At 66.2% G+C, this 16,944-nt stretch carries 14 protein-coding genes; 6 read left to right on the top strand and 8 right to left on the bottom strand.

Annotation, left to right across the window (positions count from 1 at the left end):
* Positions 1-276 precede the first annotated feature (276 nt).
* Both AC57B5_RS08120 and cyoE read left to right on the top strand, forming a co-directional pair.
* Entirely contained in the window at positions 277-1,476 is a 1,200-nt protein-coding gene (locus AC57B5_RS08120; protein ID WP_319073723.1) for a COX15/CtaA family protein, read from the top strand.
* Positions 1,473-2,378: a heme o synthase gene (gene cyoE / locus AC57B5_RS08115; RefSeq protein ID WP_099733458.1), complete on the top strand. Its 906-nt coding sequence runs from the start codon at positions 1,473-1,475 to the stop codon at positions 2,376-2,378. The genes AC57B5_RS08120 and cyoE overlap by 4 nt, the downstream gene beginning before the upstream one ends.
* A gap of 82 nt (positions 2,379-2,460) precedes the next feature.
* Here the strand turns inward: cyoE and AC57B5_RS08110 are convergent, their stop codons facing one another.
* The 7 genes from AC57B5_RS08110 to cyoA all read right to left on the bottom strand — a co-directional run bounded on the left by AC57B5_RS08110 (position 2,461) and on the right by cyoA (position 9,436).
* Positions 2,461-2,997, bottom strand: a complete 537-nt coding sequence (locus tag AC57B5_RS08110) for a response regulator transcription factor (RefSeq protein ID WP_013802156.1) — start codon at positions 2,995-2,997, stop codon at positions 2,461-2,463.
* A 29-nt stretch (positions 2,998-3,026) separates the two neighbouring features.
* The gene (locus AC57B5_RS08105) at positions 3,027-4,328 is read right to left on the bottom strand and encodes an ATP-binding protein (RefSeq protein ID WP_496399200.1); all 1,302 of its coding nucleotides are present in this window, start codon (positions 4,326-4,328) and stop codon (positions 3,027-3,029) included.
* 137 nt (positions 4,329-4,465) lie between these two features.
* Positions 4,466-5,179 (bottom strand): SURF1 family protein, encoded by a 714-nt coding sequence (locus AC57B5_RS08100; protein WP_065346354.1) that lies wholly within the window; start codon positions 5,177-5,179, stop codon positions 4,466-4,468.
* Between the two features lie 71 nt (positions 5,180-5,250).
* Positions 5,251-5,691 (bottom strand): cytochrome o ubiquinol oxidase subunit IV, encoded by a 441-nt coding sequence (cyoD, locus tag AC57B5_RS08095; RefSeq protein WP_012205885.1) that lies wholly within the window; start codon positions 5,689-5,691, stop codon positions 5,251-5,253.
* Positions 5,692-6,324 (bottom strand): cytochrome o ubiquinol oxidase subunit III, encoded by a 633-nt coding sequence (gene cyoC / locus AC57B5_RS08090; RefSeq protein ID WP_012205884.1) that lies wholly within the window; start codon positions 6,322-6,324, stop codon positions 5,692-5,694. It abuts the gene before it with no gap.
* The gene (gene cyoB, locus AC57B5_RS08085; protein ID WP_013802159.1) at positions 6,317-8,323 is read right to left on the bottom strand and encodes a cytochrome o ubiquinol oxidase subunit I; all 2,007 of its coding nucleotides are present in this window, start codon (positions 8,321-8,323) and stop codon (positions 6,317-6,319) included. Before cyoB ends, cyoC begins: the two co-directional genes overlap by 8 nt.
* Before the next feature lie 66 nt (positions 8,324-8,389).
* Positions 8,390-9,436: a ubiquinol oxidase subunit II gene (cyoA, locus tag AC57B5_RS08080; RefSeq protein ID WP_496399199.1), complete on the bottom strand. Its 1,047-nt coding sequence runs from the start codon at positions 9,434-9,436 to the stop codon at positions 8,390-8,392.
* A 298-nt stretch (positions 9,437-9,734) separates the two neighbouring features.
* Here cyoA and AC57B5_RS08075 point away from each other — a divergent pair, with 298 nt between their 5' ends.
* Positions 9,735-11,072 (top strand): MFS transporter, encoded by a 1,338-nt coding sequence (locus tag AC57B5_RS08075; protein ID WP_013802160.1) that lies wholly within the window; start codon positions 9,735-9,737, stop codon positions 11,070-11,072.
* Positions 11,073-11,128: 56 nt separating this feature from the next.
* Here the strand turns inward: AC57B5_RS08075 and AC57B5_RS08070 are convergent, their stop codons facing one another.
* Positions 11,129-11,488: a hypothetical protein gene (locus AC57B5_RS08070; protein ID WP_099733460.1), complete on the bottom strand. Its 360-nt coding sequence runs from the start codon at positions 11,486-11,488 to the stop codon at positions 11,129-11,131.
* Positions 11,489-11,876: 388 nt separating this feature from the next.
* Here AC57B5_RS08070 and alaS point away from each other — a divergent pair, with 388 nt between their 5' ends.
* The 3 genes from alaS to AC57B5_RS08055 all read left to right on the top strand — a co-directional run bounded on the left by alaS (position 11,877) and on the right by AC57B5_RS08055 (position 16,941).
* Positions 11,877-14,501, top strand: a complete 2,625-nt coding sequence (gene alaS, locus AC57B5_RS08065; protein WP_099733461.1) for an alanine--tRNA ligase — start codon at positions 11,877-11,879, stop codon at positions 14,499-14,501.
* A gap of 88 nt (positions 14,502-14,589) precedes the next feature.
* Complete coding sequence (locus tag AC57B5_RS08060; RefSeq protein ID WP_013802163.1) at positions 14,590-15,681, top strand: ABC transporter substrate-binding protein; 1,092 nt, start codon at positions 14,590-14,592, stop codon at positions 15,679-15,681.
* Between the two features lie 9 nt (positions 15,682-15,690).
* Positions 15,691-16,941: a GGDEF domain-containing protein gene (locus tag AC57B5_RS08055; protein WP_099733462.1), complete on the top strand. Its 1,251-nt coding sequence runs from the start codon at positions 15,691-15,693 to the stop codon at positions 16,939-16,941.
* The last annotated feature ends 3 nt before the right edge of the window (positions 16,942-16,944 follow it).

Genomic DNA, 16,944 nt, shown 5'->3' with positions numbered 1-16,944 from the left:
TATCAAAGACATGCTGCTCTGAAAGTTGCAGCGACCGGGCCCGCTTGGCGGGCCTTGTGCATGGGGCGCGGTCCCGCAGCCGGTATCTGGGTGCATGTCCTGATTCTCTGTAGGCCCGGCCTGCGATCCAATCTCGCGCATGGGGCTGAGCCTTCTCGTCAAATTGCTCTCATTTATGAAGATCTGCTGTCGCCAACCGGATGCGCCTGCGGCATTGCCTTTCGGCTTGCCCGGGGGCCATGCCGTGTGGTGCACGCCGCGCTGCGGAGGGCGGGCGTGAGCGAACAGGCGCTGTACGATCTGGCCCCCGTTCTGGAGCTGATGCTGCTGGGCCTGTTGCTGGCGCTGGGCCCCCTGGCCTGGGTGTGGCTGCGCAACCGCAGCGGCGGCTCGCTCAAGCGGCTGCAGGCGCTGTCGGTGCTCACGCTGTTCCTGACCTTCGATCTGGTACTGTTCGGCGCCTTCACCCGCCTGACCGATTCCGGCCTGGGCTGCCCCGACTGGCCGGGCTGCTATGGCAGCGCCAGCCCCATGGGCGCCCGCGCGCAGATTGCCGAGGCCCAGGCCGCCATGCCCACCGGGCCGGTGACGCATGGCAAGGCATGGATAGAGATGGTCCACCGCTATCTGGCAACCACCGTGGGCGTGCTCATCATCGCCATGACCATCATGGCCTGGCGGCGCGCGCGGCGCCTGGGCAGGGCGGGTGGCGCAGGGGCCGAACGTACAGGGGCGGAGGGCGCAGGCGGTGCCCTGAGTCCGTGGTGGCCCACGCTGGCGCTGTTCTGGGTCTGCCTGCAGGGCGCCTTTGGCGCCTGGACCGTGACCATGAAGCTTTTTCCGGCCATCGTGACCCTGCACCTGCTGGGCGGCACGGGGCTGCTGGCCTTGCTGTGCGTGCCCGCCGTGGGGTTGAGCCGTGCTGCGCGTCAGCAAGGGGCGACCGTGATTTCGCCCGCGCTGCGCGCGGGGCTGTGGCTGGGTCTTGCGCTGCTGGTGCTGCAGGTGGCGCTGGGCGGCTGGGTCAGCACCAACTATGCGGTGCTGGCCTGCAGCAGTTTCCCGACCTGCCAGGGCAGCTGGTGGCCGGCCATGGATTTTTCGCAGGCGCTGCAGATCTGGCGTCCGTTGGGCCTGCTGCAGGACGGCAGCAACATCAGCTTTGCGGGCCTCACGGCCATCCACTATCTGCACCGCCTGGCGGCCTATGTGGTGGTGGCTGCGCTGGCCGGGCTGTGGTGGCGTTTGGGTGAAGTGCCCGCACTGGCGTCGCAGCGCCGCGTGCTGGGTGCGTTTTTGGTGCTGCAGGTGCTGACAGGCCTGTCGAACGTGGTGCTCGATTGGCCGCTGGTGGCCGCGGTGCTGCATACGGGCGGCGCAGCTGCGCTGGTGACAGTGATTGTTTGGTGCCTGGCGGCCAGCCGCCCGGGCGCACTGCGGGACGGTCTGCCGGTTGCCCGTGGAGAGATTGCATGAGTAAACAAGCTTCCCTGAGTGTCGAGCCCTCGCGCTGGACACAGTTCTATGCCCTGACCAAGCCGCGTGTGGTGCAGCTGATCGTGTTCTGCGCACTGATCGGCATGGTGCTGGCAGTGCCGGGCTGGCCCAACGCCGACCAGTGGCTGCACATGGCGCTGGCCTGCCTGGGCATCTGGCTGGTGGCGGGCGCGGCTGCCGCCTTCAACTGCCTGGTGGAGCGCCATATCGATGCGCGCATGAAGCGCACCTCCTGGCGGCCCACTGCGCGCGGCGAGCTGAGCAGCCAGCAGGCGCTGGCCTTCTCGGCCATCCTGTGCACGCTGGGCGCGCTGGTGCTGCTGCTGTGCACCAACCCGCTGACCATGTGGCTGACGCTGGCCACCTTCGTGGGCTATGCCGTGATCTACACGGTGATCCTCAAGCCTGCCACGCCGCAGAACATCGTGATCGGCGGCGCCTCCGGTGCCATGCCGCCCGTGCTGGGCTGGGCCGCGATGACGGGCCAGGTCGGTCCCGAGGCGCTGATTCTGTTCCTCATCATCTTCCTGTGGACACCGCCCCATTTCTGGGCGCTGGCGCTGTATCGCGTGGAAGACTACCGCCAGTCCGGCCTGCCCATGCTGCCCGTGACGCATGGCAGCGAGTACACGCGGCTGCAGATCCTGCTGTACACGGTGATTCTGTTTGCGGCCTGCATGCTGCCCTTCATGTACGGCATGAGTTCCTGGCTGTACCTGGTGGTGGCCGTGGTGCTGAGCGTGGGCTTCTGTGCCTATGCCTTTGCACTGTGGCGCAATTACTCGGACCAGCTGTCGCGCAAGACATTCCGCTTCTCGCTGATCCACCTGAGCGTGCTGTTCCTGGCGCTGCTGGTCGATCACTACCTCTGGCTGGGCTGATGGGTTGATGGCCTGAGGGCCATGGCCGCGCAATGACAAACCGGGCCCTTGAGGCCCGGTTTGCCTTTTGGTGCCTGCCGCCTTACTTGATCTGCCGCTTCTCCAGCTTGCGCGCCAGCGTGCGCCGGTGCATGCCCAGGCGACGGGCGGCTTCGGAGATGTTGAAATCGCTCTCGGCCAGGGTTTCGTGGATGTGTTCCCACTCCAGCGTCTTGATGGAGGTGGGGTTGCGCGACAGTTCCACGTCGGTGCGGCCTTCGAGGCGGCCGAAGGCGGCCTCGATATCGTCGGTGTTGGAGGGCTTGGCCAGATAGTGGCATGCGCCTAGCTTGACCGCCTCCACGGCCGTGGCAATGCTGGCATAGCCTGTGAGCACGACGATCAGCGCCTCGGGGCTGTGCTGGTGCAGCATCTGCACGCAGCTCAGGCCCGACGCGTTGCCCGCCAGCTTGAGGTCCATGACGGCGTATTGCGGCGAGTGCGTCTGCAGCAGCTCGCGCACTTCCTCGGCGCTGGCGGCCTGCAGCACGCGGTAGCCGCGCCGCTCGAACGAGCGCGTCAGCGTGCGCGCAAAGGTCGCATCGTCTTCAACCAGCAGCAGGAGGCGGGAGCTGTCCATGGGCGATTCGGGTTCCTGTGGGCGCCGCTTCAGGCGCCGGGTTCAATGGCAATCGATGACAGGGGCAGGCGGATCTCCACCTCACTGCCCCGCGGCGGGGTGTTCCTCACCTGAACGCGTCCGCCCAGCGAGCGCGCAACGTTGAGCACCAGGAATAGGCCCAGCCCCCGGCCCGGGCGCTCCGTCTTGGTGGAGATATGGCGCTGGCCCAGCTGTTCCAGCACGGCGGGTGCAAAGCCCGGTCCCTTGTCGCGCACGGTGATGCACAGCATGCCGGTGCGCACGGCCAGGTGCAGCGCCACATGGCGGGGTGAGGCTTCGGCCGCATTGTCGAGCACATTGCAAACCATTTGCTGCAACGCGGTATCGGAAAGAATGGGGAAGTCCTCGCCGGCCTGTACATAGTCGAAATGCTCCACGGCATGGCGTGACTGCCAGTGCGCGACCACGCCGTCCATGAAGGCGCGCAGCGTGGTGGCCTGTGGCGCATCGGCGCGGGTCTCGCCGGCCGACATGAGCACGCTGGAGACGATGGACTTGCAGCGCAGCAGCTGCTGCTGCATTTCCTGCAGGTCGGCCAGCAGGTCGGGGTCTTGCGTGATGGCGGGCATGCGCTGCCAGTCGCCCAGGATGACGGACATGGTGGACAGCGGCGTGCCCAGCTCGTGCGCCGCGCCCGTGGCCAGCAGGCCCATGCGCACGATGTGCTCCTCTTCGCTGGCACGCTGGCGCATGTTGGCCAGCCGTGCGTCACGCCGGCGCAGGTTGGAGACGATGCGGCGCAGGAAGACCACCAGCAGCACCGTGGTCAGCCCGAAGCTGATCAGAATGCCGCTCACATACAGGCCGGGCAGCCCGTCCGGTCCCGCCGCGCCAATGGGCAGGGGCCAGTGCACGATGGCCAGCACCAGGGTGCACAGCGAGGTGCTGGCAACGATGATCCAGGCGTGCACGGGCCTGAGCAGCACGGCGCCCAGAATGCCCTGCAGCAGGAACAGATAGATGAAGGGATTGCTGGCGCCGCCGCTCAAATACAGCTGTATGGCTAGGGCCAGCACGTCGGCCAGCAGGGCCAGGAACAGGTTGCGCGCCGAGATCTGGCGGCGGTGGCTGCGGTACCAGTAGATGTAGCCAAGATTGGTGAAGACGCTGGCCATCAGCACCAGGGCCATGGCCGGCAGCGGCAGGGTGATGCCGAAGCCGTAGTGCACCAGGGAGATGGTGATCACCTGCCCGACCACGGCAAACCAGCGCAGCTGTATCAGCAGCTGCATGTTCTGGCGTTCGGTGGTGCGCTCGACGCGGAACAGGGACTCTGAAGGCGAATTCACGCGGGCGATTGTGCGCTACCGCAGGCAGCCGTGGCGCGGCAGGGTCTTGTAGAGGACTGGCGTAAAAAAGGCCACCGATGTCATCGGTGGCCTTGTTGCCTGGAGCGACGGCTCTACGGCTCTACGGCTTTACGGCTTTACGGCTTGCTGCTTGCCTGCCGGTCATTGCGCCTGACCAGCCAGGCCGCGCCGACCACCATCAGCGCCAGCCCGTACCAGGTCAGCGCATAGACCAGGTGGCTGTTGGGGAAGCGGATCACGGTCATGCCCGGGCGCGGCCAGGTGCCGTCTGCCACGGGCTGGCCCGGCAGGCCTGCGTCGATGAAGTAGGGGGCTGCATGGTCCAGGCCCTGGGCCTGTGCAATGGCCGCCACATCGCGCGAGAACCAGCGCTGCTGCGCGGGATCGTTCTCTCGCAGGAAGCCGCCGCGCGGCTCGCTGATGCGCAGCAGGCCGGCCACCGTCACCGGGTCCTGGGGTGCCTGTGCGGGCTGATCCTGCCAGCGCGCGCGCTGCGCTGTGGGAATGAAGCCCCGGTTCACCAGCACCTGGTTGCCGTCGTCCATCTGCAGCGGCGTCAGCACCCAGAAGCCGGCGCCCAATTCGGTCACGGCCTGGGTCAGCACGGTCTTGCCGGCCAGCCAGTGGCCGCTGGCCTGCACGGCGCGGTACTCGTGGTCGGCGGCCGTGATCTGCGGCCATTCGGCGGGCGGGGGCAGGGCAGCGGGCGCGGCGTGCACGCGCTGGTCCACGCGCTCTATCAAGTCCAGCTTCCAGGCACGGCGCTGGACCTGCCAGCTGCCCAGGAAGATGAAGCCCAAAAACAAGGCGATGCCCACCGAGATGAGCATCGCCTGAGCGAGTGGGCCACGCCGGCGCGATGCGCCGGCGTGGCTGGAGGGCCCGGAGTTTCCGGATGCGGTCAAGGCGTGACCGAGGCCGGAGCCGTCTGCGCGGCGGGGTCGGCCGGCATGGTGTGCTGGGGCATCATGTTGGTGTTCATGTGGAACATGACCCACAGGGTGCCCGCAATGCCGATGGCCACGAAGACCACGGTGAAGATGGTGGACAGCAGGGTCCAGCCGCCTTCGATCTTGCCGTTCATGTGCAGGAAGAAGACCATGTGGACCAGGATCTGCACCACGGCGAAGCCGCCGAGCACCATCACGGCCGTTGCACGGTCCGAGATGACATTGCTCATCACCAGCCAGAACGGGATGGCCGTCAGGATGATCGAGAGCACGAAGCCCCACATATAGCCCGAGAACGTGCTGTGCGGGCCTGCGTCGTGGTGGTGATCGTCATGGCCATGATGGTCGTGGTGACCGTGGCCATGGCCGGCGTGGATGTCGTGTGCAGCCATTTACAGCACCCCCATCAGGTAAACAAAAGTGAAGACGCCGATCCAGACCACGTCCAAGAAGTGCCAGAACATCGACAGGCACATCAGGCGGCGGTTGTTCTCGTGCGTCAGGCCGTGCTTGTTGATCTGGATCATCAGCGTGACCAGCCAGATCAGGCCGAAGCTCACGTGCAGGCCGTGGGTGCCCACCAGCGTGAAGAACGAGGACAGGAAGGCGCTGCGCTGCGGGCCCGCGCCCTCGTGCAGCAGGTGGGAGAACTCATAGAGTTCCAGGCCCAGGAAGCACAGGCCGAACAGGCCGGTGATGGCCAGCCACAGCTGGGTGCCGCCCAGCTTGCCCTGCTGCTTTTGCAGCATGGCGAAGCCGAAGGTGATGGACGACAGCAGCAGGAAGGCCGTGTTCATCGCCACCAGGGGCAGGTCGAACAGCTGGGCGCCCGTGGGGCCTGCAGCGTAGTTGCGGCCCAGCACGCCATAGGTGGCGAACAGCGCTGCAAAGATCAGGCAGTCGCTCATCAGGTAGAGCCAGAAGCCCAGAGCGGTGCCGTTTTCGGGATGGGGCTCCTCGGCGAGGTGGTACTCGCGCGGGGCCAGGGCGGCAGCGCCGCCTGCGGTGTAACGGGTATCAGACATGACGTGCCAGCTGTTGTGTGCGCAGTTCTTCCGTGGCCGCGACTTCCGCGGCGGGGATGTAGTAGTCGCGCTTGTAGTTGAACGTGTGGATGATCGACGCCAGCACGGTGGCGGCGAACGACGCAATGGCCAGGGGCCACATGTGCCAGATCATCGCGAAGCCGAAGACCGTGGACAGCGCGGCGATCACGACGCCGGCGCCGGTGTTGGACGGCATGTGGACGGGCTTGAAGCCGGTCAGCGGACGCTGGTAGCCGTGCTTCTTCATGTCCCACCAGGCATCGATCTCATGCACCACGGGCGTGAAGGCGAAGTTGTACTGGGGAGGGGGCGAGGAGGTGGCCCACTCCAGCGTGCGGCCTTCCCATGGGTCGCCGGTCACGTCACGCAGCTGGTCGCGCTTGAAGTAGCTGACCACCAGCTGGATCAGGAAGCTGCCGATGCCCAGTGCCACCAGGCCGGCGCCCAGGGCCGCGATCACGAACCAGATCTGCAGCGAGGGGTCCTCGAAGTGGTTGGCACGGCGTGTCACGCCCATCAGGCCCAGCACGTACAGCGGTGTGAAGGCGACCCAGAAGCCGACCAGCCAGAACCAGAACGAGCACTTGCCCCAGAACTCGTCGAGCTTGTAGCCGAAGGCCTTGGGGAACCAGAAGTTGATGCCGGCGAACACGCCGAACACCACGCCGCCGATGATCACGTTGTGGAAGTGGGCGATCAGGAACAGGCTGTTGTGCAGCACGAAGTCGGCCGGGGGAACGGCCAGCAGCACGCCGGTCATGCCGCCGATGGCGAAGGTGCACATGAAGCCCACGGTCCACAGCATCGGCACCGTGAAGCGGATGCGGCCGCGGTACATGGTGAACAGCCAGTTGAAGATCTTGGCGCCCGTCGGGATCGAGATGATCATCGTCGTGATGCCGAAGAAGGTGTTCACGCTGGCGCCGGAGCCCATGGTGAAGAAGTGGTGCAGCCAGACCAGGTAGGACAGGATGGTGATACACACCGTCGCGTACACCATGGAGGTGTAGCCGAACAGGCGCTTGCGGCTGAAGGTCGAGACGATCTCCGAGAAGATGCCGAAGCAGGGCAGGATCAGGATGTAGACCTCGGGGTGGCCCCAGATCCAGATCAGGTTCACGTACAGCATGGGGTTGCCGCCCAGCTCGTTCGTGAAGAAGTTCGTGCCGACGTAGCGGTCCAGCGACATCAGCACCAGGGCTGCGGTCAGGATGGGGAACGAGGCCACGATCAGCGCGTTGGTGCACAGGGCGGTCCAGGTGAAGACGGGCATCTTCATCAGGTTCATGCCGGGTGCGCGCATCTTGATGATGGTCACGATCAGGTTGATGCCTGACAGCGTGGTGCCGACGCCGGCCACCTGCAATCCCCAGATGTAGTAGTCAAGCCCGACCCCGGGGTTCTGCGCCCCCAGGTTGGACAGTGCCAGCCAGCCGGAGGTGGAGAACTCGCCCAGGAACAGCGAGATCATCACCAGCACGGCGCCGCCCGTGGTCATCCAGAAGCTGAAGTTGTTCAGGAACGGGAAGGACACGTCGCGGGCGCCGATCTGCAGCGGCACCAGATAGTTCATCAGGCCGGTAACGAAGGGCATGGCCACGAAGAAGATCATGATCACGCCGTGGGCCGTGAAGATCTGGTCGTAGTGGTGCGGAGGCAGGTAGCCCAGGTTGTCGCCGAAGGCCATGGCCTGCTGCAGGCGCATCATCAGCGCGTCGGCAAAGCCGCGCAGCAGCATGACCAGACCGAGGATCATGTACATGATGCCGATCTTCTTGTGGTCGATGCTGCACAGCCAGTCGCGCCACAGCGGGCCCCACAGGCGGAACTTGGTGAGCAGGCCCAGCACGGCAAGGCCGCCGAGCACCACGGCGATGAAGGTCGCCAGCACGATGGGCTCATGCGCCATCGGGATGGAGTCCCAAGTGATGCGTCCCAGCAGCCAGTGGGCCTGTGCCGGGGAGGTATGTTCAGACATATCGAGTCTCTTAGGTCGTGATGGGAGCGGGCGGCGGTCTGGCCGTCGTCCGCGTCCGCTAACTGCTTATTGCTGCGCAGCGGCTGCGGAGCCGTCGCGCTGGTCCAGGAAGGCCACGACGCGGTCGGCGTTTTGCACCGTGCACACATCCTGGGGCAGGTTCATGCCCACGGCCTTGAGATAGGCTTCGCCGCCGGCAGCGTCGATGGCCATCATGTGATGCATGCACATCTTGCCTTCTTCGACACAGCGGTTGAGCACCTTGTCGTACAGGCCTTCGTCCACCGTGGCGAAGCGCTCGACCGGGTTGCGCTCGCTGGGCTTGACCAGGTTCAGGTAGGTATCGCGCGTCAGGGCCTTGCCTTCGGACTTGGCCTTGGCAACCCAGTGGTCGAACTCTTCGTTGCTCAGGCCATGGAACTTGAACGTCATGCCCGAGAAGCCGGCGCCGCTGTAGTGCGATGCCAGGCCGTGGAACACGCCGGGCTTGTTGATCACGGCGTTCAGCTCGGTCTGCATGCCGGGCATGGCATAGATCATGCCGGCCAGGTCAGGCACGTAGAAGGAGTTCATCGTCGAGGTGGCGGTCAGCTTGAAGTGGATGGGACGATCCACGGGAGCGGCCAGCTCGTTGACGGTGGCGATGCCTTTTTCAGGGATGAAGAACAGCCACTTCCAGTCCATGGCCACGACCTGCACCTCCAGCGGCTTGACATCGGTGCTCAGCGGCTTGGTGGCCGAGACGCGGTCCAGCGGACGGTAGGGGTCCAGCTTGTGGGTGCTGATCCAGGTGATGGCGCCCAGCGCGATGATGATCATCAGCGGCACGGACCAGATCACCAGCTCCAGCGTGGTGGAGTGGTGCCATTCGGGGTCGTAGTGGGCCTCGGTGTTCGACTGGCGGTATTTCCAGGCGAAAAGCAGCGTGAGGATGATCACCGGGATGATGATGATCAGCATCAGCAAGGTGGCCGTGACCACCAGGTTGCCTTGCTGCGCGGCGATGTCGCCGGCGGGGTTGAGCACGACGGCTTTGCTGCAGCCAGTGAGACTGGCTGTCAAAGCGGCCGCGGTGAGCCACGCAGGCCCACGGAGTTCCTTGATTTTTAGCATGCTAGGGGCGCAACAAGAGCGCGTTTACATAGAAACGCGGATTACAAGATCCGGGCAAATGTATTACGAAGTATAAATTTGTCCATTGGACATTTTGTCCAACGTCAAGGAGAACCCGGGAACTTTCTGCTACCTGGGCGGGTGCACGGCAGGCGCCTGGCGGTCCGGAGGCCGCATTTTCGCGTCGCGCGCAGCAGGACAAACACCGAGGCCGGTCGAGGTGGAAACCGCCTTGCGCCAGATCAAGCGAGGGCGTAGAACAGAGCTGTCAGTGAGACGAGACAAGGAGCATCCATCTATGAGCGGCCTCGACACAACTGCAAGCTTCCCCGGCGGAAGCTATGAGAGCAAAGAATCTCTGTCCCGCGCCGACACCCACGAAGATGTCACGCCCAACGAAATCGCCGTCGGCGTGATCATCGGGCGATCCTCGGAGTACTTCGACTTCTTCGTGTTCGGCATCGCCTGCGTGCTGGTCTTCCCGGCACTGCTGTTTCCCTACCTTTCCAAGCTCGACGGCACGCTGATGTCGTTCGCCATCTTCTCGCTGGCTTTCGTAGCCCGGCCGCTGGGCACGGCGCTGTCCATGGCCGTGCAGCGGCGCTGGGGGCGGGCGACCAAGCTGACACTGGCGCTGTTTCTGCTGGGCGTGTGCACCGTGGGCATGGCCTTCCTGCCCAGCTACCAGCAGGCGGGGGTGAACGCCATCATCGTGCTGGCGCTGCTGCGCATAGGCCAGGGCATTGCGCTGGGCGGCTCGTGGGACGGCCTGCCGTCGCTGCTGGCCATGTCGGCGCCCAAGAACCGGCGGGGCTGGTATTCGATGATGGGCCAGTTGGGCGCGCCGCTGGGCTTCGTGCTCGCGGCAGGGCTGTTTGCCTTCATCTACGCCCATGTGGGAGCCGACGAGTTCCTCAGCTGGGGCTGGCGCTATCCCTTCTGCGTGGCCTTTGCCATCAACGTCGTGGCACTGTTTGCCCGGCTGCGCCTGGTCGTGGGCCAGTCCTACACCGAACTGCTGCAGCAGCGTGAGCTGGAGCCCATGGGTGTGCTGCCGCTGATGCGCGACGAGGGTCGCAACGTGGTGATCGGCGCGTTTGCCGCCCTGGCCAGCTTTGCGCTGTTCCACCTGGTGACCATCTTCCCGCTGTCCTGGATCTCGCTGTACTCGGACCAGTCGGTGACCCATGTGCTCGGGGTGCAGATCGTGGGCGCCTTCTGTGCGGCTGCCGCCATCATGGTCTCGGGCTGGCTGGCCGACCGTGTGGGCCGGCGCAACACGCTGGGCACCATGGCCTGCCTGATCGGCATCTTCAGCTTCCTGGCGCCCTGGCTGCTGGGCAGCGGAACGATGGGGAACAACGTGTTCATCATCGTCGGCTTCATCCTGCTGGGCCTGTCCTATGGCCAGGCGGCCGGCACGGTGACGTCCAACTTCCCCTCACGCTATCGCTACACGGGTGCTGCTCTGTCCTCGGACATGGCCTGGCTGGTGGGCGCGGCATTCGCTCCGCTGGTGGCCCTGGGCGTGTCCTCGCGCTTCGGACTGGTGGCGCTGGGGATCTATCTGCTGTCGGGTGCGCTGTGCACGCTGGCGGCGCTGGGCATCAACCGCGCCATCGAGACGCGCGACTGAACGGGCGCAGCAAATCAAAGGCCGGCTCTGCCGGCCTTTTTCGTTGTGACTTCGCCTCAGGGGTTTTCACCGTAGCGCTGCTTGAAGTCGAATTCGAGCCTGTCGCAGTCCTGCACCGATTCAAACTGCTGCGTCTTGCGCTCGGCCTCTGGCCGCGCGGTTTCCTTGCGGCAGATCTTGATGGTTTCGCGCTCCACCCAGCGCGCCTCACCTTCGGGCGTGGACAGCAACTGGCCAGCCAGCATGAGCACAGCGAAGAAGGCCACGGGCAGGCCGATGAGCCAGGGCACGATGCGGCTTTTTGGTGGCTTGGGCGGTTTCGGCGGTGTTGGCGGTTTGGCCGGATCGGATCCGTTGGCGCTGGCAGCGGTGGCCGGTTCGCTGGAATGGGGCTCGGGTGTCTGTGGTTGCGCCATGGTGTGCTTGCTGTGGTTCCGGCTGGCGATTATCCAGGGCGCCCATCGCGCGCAGTCTGAGCGGGATCAGGGAACGGCGAGATCGCCTGTGCTAGCCATCTCCCCCATCTCCTGCACCAGCCATTTCTCCAGCGCAAGAATGTCGGCCCTGCGGCCCGGATGGGGCGCCACCCACAGCTGCAGGCGCCGTGGACCGGCCAGTCGCGCGCCGCTGTTGCGCGCTCGGGCAGATGGGAGGAGAGGCCTTCTTTGGCCACGTGCGTGATGGAGGCCAGGCAGGGCTCGCTGCCGCAACCATGGGGCAAACCTATAATGCGCGTTGGTCCCGACGGGACACCCTCCCGCCAGGGACAGCGCCCCGCGTGCGCGCTCCGAACTCCTAGACACCATGAGCACACCCACTTTCACCGTTGCCGACATTCGCAAGAGCTTTCTGGACTTTTTCGCATCCAAGGGCCACACCATCGTGGAGTCGAGCCCCCTGGTGCCCGGCAACGATCCGACGCTGATGTTCACCAACTCGGGCATGGTCCAGTTCAAGGACGTGTTCCTGGGCACCGACAAGCGCCCCTACAAGCGCGCCACCTCGGTGCAGACCTGCCTGCGCGCAGGCGGCAAGCACAACGATCTGGAAAACGTGGGCTACACGGCCCGCCACCACACCTTCTTCGAGATGCTGGGCAACTGGTCCTTCGGCGACTACTTCAAGCGCGAGTCGCTCAAGTGGGCCTGGGAGCTGCTGACCGAGGTCTACAAGCTGCCCAAGGAACGCCTGCTGGCCACGGTCTACGCCGAGGACGACGAGGCCTATGACATCTGGACCAAGGAAATCGGCCTGCCGCCCGAGCGCGTGATCCGCATTGGCGACAACAAGGGCGGCCGCTACAAGAGCGACAACTTCTGGATGATGGCCGACACCGGTCCCTGCGGCCCCTGCTCGGAAATCTTCTACGACCACGGCGCGCACGTGGCCGGCGGCCCTCCGGGCAGCCCTGACGAAGACGGCGACCGCTTCATCGAGATCTGGAACAACGTGTTCATGCAGTTCGACATGGACGAGCAGGGCAACGTCAAGCCGCTGCCCGCGCCCTGCGTGGACACCGGCATGGGCCTGGAGCGCCTGGCCGCCATCCTGCAGCATGTGCACAGCAACTACGAGATCGACCTGTTCCAGGCGCTGATCAAGGCCGCTGCGCGCGAGACGCACATCACCGACATCGAGACCCCCTCGCTCAAGGTGATCGCCGACCACATCCGCGCCACCGCCTTCCTGGTGGCCGACGGCGTGATTCCCTCCAACGAAGGCCGCGGCTACGTGCAGCGCCGCATCGTGCGCCGCGCCATCCGCCACGGCTACAAGCTGGGCCAGAAGACCCCGTTCTTCCACAAGCTGGTCAAGGACCTGGTGGCCGTGATGGGCGATGCCTATCCCAAGATCCGCGAGCAGGAAGCGCGCATCACCGAAGTGCTGCGGGTCGAGGAAGAGCGCTTCTTCGAGACCCTGGCCAACGGCATGGAAATCCTGGACGCAGCGCTGGCCGGTGGCGCCAAGGTGCTGCCCGGCGACGTGGCCTTCAAGCTGCACGACACCTACGGCTTCCCCCTGGACCTGACCAACGACGTCTGCCGCGAGCGCGGCCTGAGCGTGGACGAGGCGGGCTTCCAGACTGCCATGGAAGAGCAGAAGAACAAGGCCCGCGCAGCAGGCAAGTTCAAGATGGACCGCGCCCTGGAGTACACGGGCGATGCCAATGCCTTCACGGGCTACCAGAAGCTGGCCGAGGCCGCCAAGGTGGTGGCACTGTATGCCGAAGGCAGCGCCGTGCAGGAACTCAAGGCAGGCCAGAGCGGCGTGGTCGTGCTCGACACCACGCCTTTCTACGCCGAGTCCGGCGGCCAGGTGGGCGACCAGGGTGTGATCAGCACTGCGGGCGCACGCTTTGCGGTCGAGGACACGCTCAAGATCAAGGCCGATGTGTTCGGCCACCATGGCGTGCTGGAGTCCGGCAGCCTCAAGGTGGGCGATGCCGTGCAGGCCGAGGTGGACACGCAGCTGCGTGCCGCCACCATGCGCAACCATTCGGTCACGCACATCATGCACAAGGCCCTGCGCGAAGTGCTGGGCGATCACGTGCAGCAAAAGGGCTCGCTGGTCAACGCCGAGCGCACGCGCTTCGACTTTGCCCACAACCAGCCCGTGACCGCTGAAGAGATCCGCGAGATCGAACGCCGCGTGAACGCCGAGATCCTGGCCAACACGCCCACCGATGCGCGCGTGATGGACATCGAATCGGCCAAGGCCACGGGCGCCATGATGCTGTTCGGCGAGAAGTACGGCGACTCCGTGCGCGTGCTGGACATCGGCAGCAGCCGCGAACTGTGCGGCGGCACCCACGTGCAGCGCACGGGCGACATCGGCCTGTTCAAGGTGGTGGGCGAAGGCGGCGTGGCCGCCGGCGTGCGCCGCATCGAGGCGGTGACCGGCGAGAACGCGCTGGCCTACCTGCAATCGCTGGAATCCACGGTGGACCAGGCCGCCGCCGCGCTGAAGGCGCCGACGGCCGAGCTGAACACCCGCATCGGCGGTGCGCTGGAGCAGATCCGCGCGCTGGAGAAGGAAGTGGCTGCGCTCAAGGGCAAGCTCGCTTCCAGCCAGGGCGACGAGCTGGCCGGCCAGGCCGTGGACGTCAAGGGCATCAAGGTGCTGGCCGCCAGGCTGGAAGGCGCCGACGCCAAGACCCTGCGCGACACCATGGACAAGCTCAAGGACAAGCTGGGCGCCGCAGCCATCGTGCTGGCCGCCGTCGATGGCGACAAGGTGCAACTGGCCGCAGGCGTGACCAAGGCCGAGACCTCGCGCCTCAAGGCTGGCGATCTGGTGAACTTCGTGGCCAGCCAGGTCGGCGGCAAGGGCGGCGGCAAGCCCGACATGGCCATGGCCGGCGGCACGGACGCTTCGGGCCTGCCCGCGGCGCTGGCCGGTGTGCAGGCCTGGGTGGCAGAGCGCGTCTGACCCAGCTGCGCGGCAGATGATTCCTGCTGCCCCTTCTTCGGGACGCCCCGGTGGACTCCACCGGGGCGTCTTGCCGTGGGCGCTGCGTATGACCTACATGGCCTGGGTGATGGGCGTGCTGGCGCAGTCGGCCGCTGCCGCCGCGCAAAGCGTGGTCTTCATCAACCCCGGCCGGTCCGATGAGCGCTACTGGACCACGGTCAGCGAGGCCATGCAGGACGCGGCCAGCAGCCTGGGCATGCAGCTGCAGGTCCGCTATGCCCAGCGCGACCACCTGCGCCCCATCGAGATTGCGCGCCAGATTGCCGCCTTGCCCAAGGCGCAGCGGCCCCGGTACGTGATGTTTACCAACGACTACAGCGTGGCGCCGGAAATCCTGCGCACGCTGGAGGCCGCAGGCATCGACAGCTTCATGGCCTTCAGCGGCGTGCCCGAAACATTGCGCGGCCAGACCGGCGTGGCGCGGGAGCGCTATCGCCACTGGCTGGGCAGTCTGGAGCCGGGCGCCGAAGAGGCCGGCTACCTGACCGCCAAGTCACTGTTCGCCGCTGCACGGGCATCGGGCCAGGCGCGTGCGGCCGATGGCCGGCTGCACATGGTGGCCATTGCCGGGGACCGCTCCACGCCCTCCTCGGTGGAACGCAATGCCGGCATGCGCCGCGCGGCGGCCGAGGCCAGCGACGTGGTGCTGCAGCAGGAAGTCTTTGGCGAATGGCGCCGCGAACGCGCCGAGCAGCAGGCGGCCGTGCTGTTCCAGCGCTATCCCGAGGTGCGCCTGGTCTGGGCGGGCAACGACGAGATGGCCTTTGGCGCCATGCAGGCCTGGCGCGCGCGGGGCGGCTCGCCGGGGCGTGATGCCTTCTTCAGCGCCATCAATTCATCGGCCGCCGCCATGACGGCGCTGCGCACGGGCGAGCTGTCGGCACTGGCGGGCGGCCATTTCCTGACCGGTGCCTGGGCCCTGGTCATGCTCTACGACCATGCGCACGGAACCGATTTCGCCTCCGAAGGGCTGGAGCAGGTGCGGCCCATGTTCACGCTGCTGGACAAGTCCCAGATCGACCGCTACGAGCACAGGATCAGCGCGCCGCTGGCCCCTCTGGACTTTCGCAGCTACAGCAAGCACCTCAATCCCCGGCTGCGGCGCTACGGATTCGAGCTCAAGCACCTGCTGCGCTGAGCGCCTTCCATGCCCCGCTTCCGTTCGATCGCCTCCCTGCTGATCCTGCGCATCATGCTGCTGGCCGTGGCCTGCATGCTGGTGTTTGGCGGCGCCCACGCCTGGTGGGAGTACCGCAAGGGGCAGCAGGAGTTTCGCCGCTCCATGGAGACGCTGGTGGCCAACAGCATGATCTCGCTGTCCGCCGCGCTGTGGGACATCGAGCCGGCCCTAGTGCGCGAGCAGGTGCAGTGGCTGGGCAAGCTGCCCCTGGTGGGACATGTGCAGCTGCGCGTCACCTCCACGGGCGAGATGTACGAGGCGGGCGAGCCCAGGGATGGCCGCGCGCCCGCCGTGTCCATGCTCATTCCGGCACCGCGTCACAGCCAGTCCAGCCTGCCGCTGGGCGAACTGCAGGTCTGGGAGAACCGGGGCCACTACCTGGAGGTGCTGCGCGACTCCACGCTGCGCGTGCTGCTGGGCTATGCGCTGTTCACGGCCCTGGTCTGCCTGATGGTGGCCTGGGTGATGCGCAGGGAGCTGCGCCAGCCGCTGCAGCAGATTGCGGGCTTTGCGGCCAACCTCAAGCCCAATGAGTTGTCGAGGCCCTTGGTACTGGAGCGGGCGCGGCGCGGGCAGCGCGACGAGATCGACATGGTGGTGCAGGGCTTTGGCCAGTTGCAGCATGACCTGCGCGGCCACATCGAACATCTGGACCTGCTGGTGGCCCAGCGCACGGCCCAGCTGGAGGAGCTGGTGGAGGAGGTCAAGCGCATGTCGCTGACCGATGCGCTGACCGGATGCCTCAACCGCCGCGCCATGGACGAGCGCCTGGCCTCCGAGGTCGCCCAGGGCCAGCGCCTGGGTGCGGCCCTGAGCGTGATGTTCGTGGACGTGGACCGCTTCAAGCAGGTCAATGACAGGCACGGCCATGCCGCAGGCGATGCCGTGCTGCGCGAGGTGGCACGGCGTTGCCGGCACGCACTGGAGCGGGAGCCTTCGGCGCAATGGATGGCGCGCTATGGCGGGGAGGAGTTCCTGATCGTGATGCCCGGTGTGGCTGCGGCCCAGGCCTGGGCGCTGGCCGGGCAGCTGCGCGAGGCCATACGCTCCACGCCCATACAGGTCCATGGCCTGGAGCTGGCGGCGACGGCCAGCTTTGGCGTGGCGCAACTGCAGGGTGCCGAGAGCGCGCAGGAACTGCTGCAGCGCGCCGATGCCATGCTCTACGAGGCCAAGCACGCCGGGCGCGACTGCGTGCGCGTGGCCGGCCTCACCTGAACG

This window comes from Delftia sp. BGA-UO-ETr-SB1 (genome assembly GCF_059567865.1).
Note: the sequence above shows the minus strand (reverse complement) of the source record. Positions and strands in the feature narration are given on the sequence as shown.

Excerpts from the sequence above, each read along its gene's own strand:
- alaS (WP_099733461.1), top strand. The coding sequence starts at position 11,877 with ATGAGCACACCCACTTTCACCGTTGCCGACATTCGCAAGAGCTTTCTG.
- AC57B5_RS08060 (WP_013802163.1), top strand. The coding sequence starts at position 14,590 with ATGACCTACATGGCCTGGGTGATGGGCGTGCTGGCGCAGTCGGCCGCT.
- AC57B5_RS08055 (WP_099733462.1), top strand. The coding sequence starts at position 15,691 with ATGCCCCGCTTCCGTTCGATCGCCTCCCTGCTGATCCTGCGCATCATG.
- cyoB (WP_013802159.1), bottom strand. The coding sequence starts at position 8,323 with ATGTCTGAACATACCTCCCCGGCACAGGCCCACTGGCTGCTGGGACGC.
- cyoA (WP_496399199.1), bottom strand. The coding sequence starts at position 9,436 with ATGCTAAAAATCAAGGAACTCCGTGGGCCTGCGTGGCTCACCGCGGCC.
- cyoD (WP_012205885.1), bottom strand. The coding sequence starts at position 5,691 with ATGGCTGCACACGACATCCACGCCGGCCATGGCCACGGTCACCACGAC.
- cyoE (WP_099733458.1), top strand. The coding sequence starts at position 1,473 with ATGAGTAAACAAGCTTCCCTGAGTGTCGAGCCCTCGCGCTGGACACAG.
- AC57B5_RS08075 (WP_013802160.1), top strand. The coding sequence starts at position 9,735 with ATGAGCGGCCTCGACACAACTGCAAGCTTCCCCGGCGGAAGCTATGAG.
- AC57B5_RS08110 (WP_013802156.1), bottom strand. The coding sequence starts at position 2,997 with ATGGACAGCTCCCGCCTCCTGCTGCTGGTTGAAGACGATGCGACCTTT.
- AC57B5_RS08070 (WP_099733460.1), bottom strand. The coding sequence starts at position 11,488 with ATGGCGCAACCACAGACACCCGAGCCCCATTCCAGCGAACCGGCCACC.
- cyoC (WP_012205884.1), bottom strand. The coding sequence starts at position 6,324 with ATGTCTGATACCCGTTACACCGCAGGCGGCGCTGCCGCCCTGGCCCCG.
- AC57B5_RS08100 (WP_065346354.1), bottom strand. The coding sequence starts at position 5,179 with ATGCTCATCTCGGTGGGCATCGCCTTGTTTTTGGGCTTCATCTTCCTG.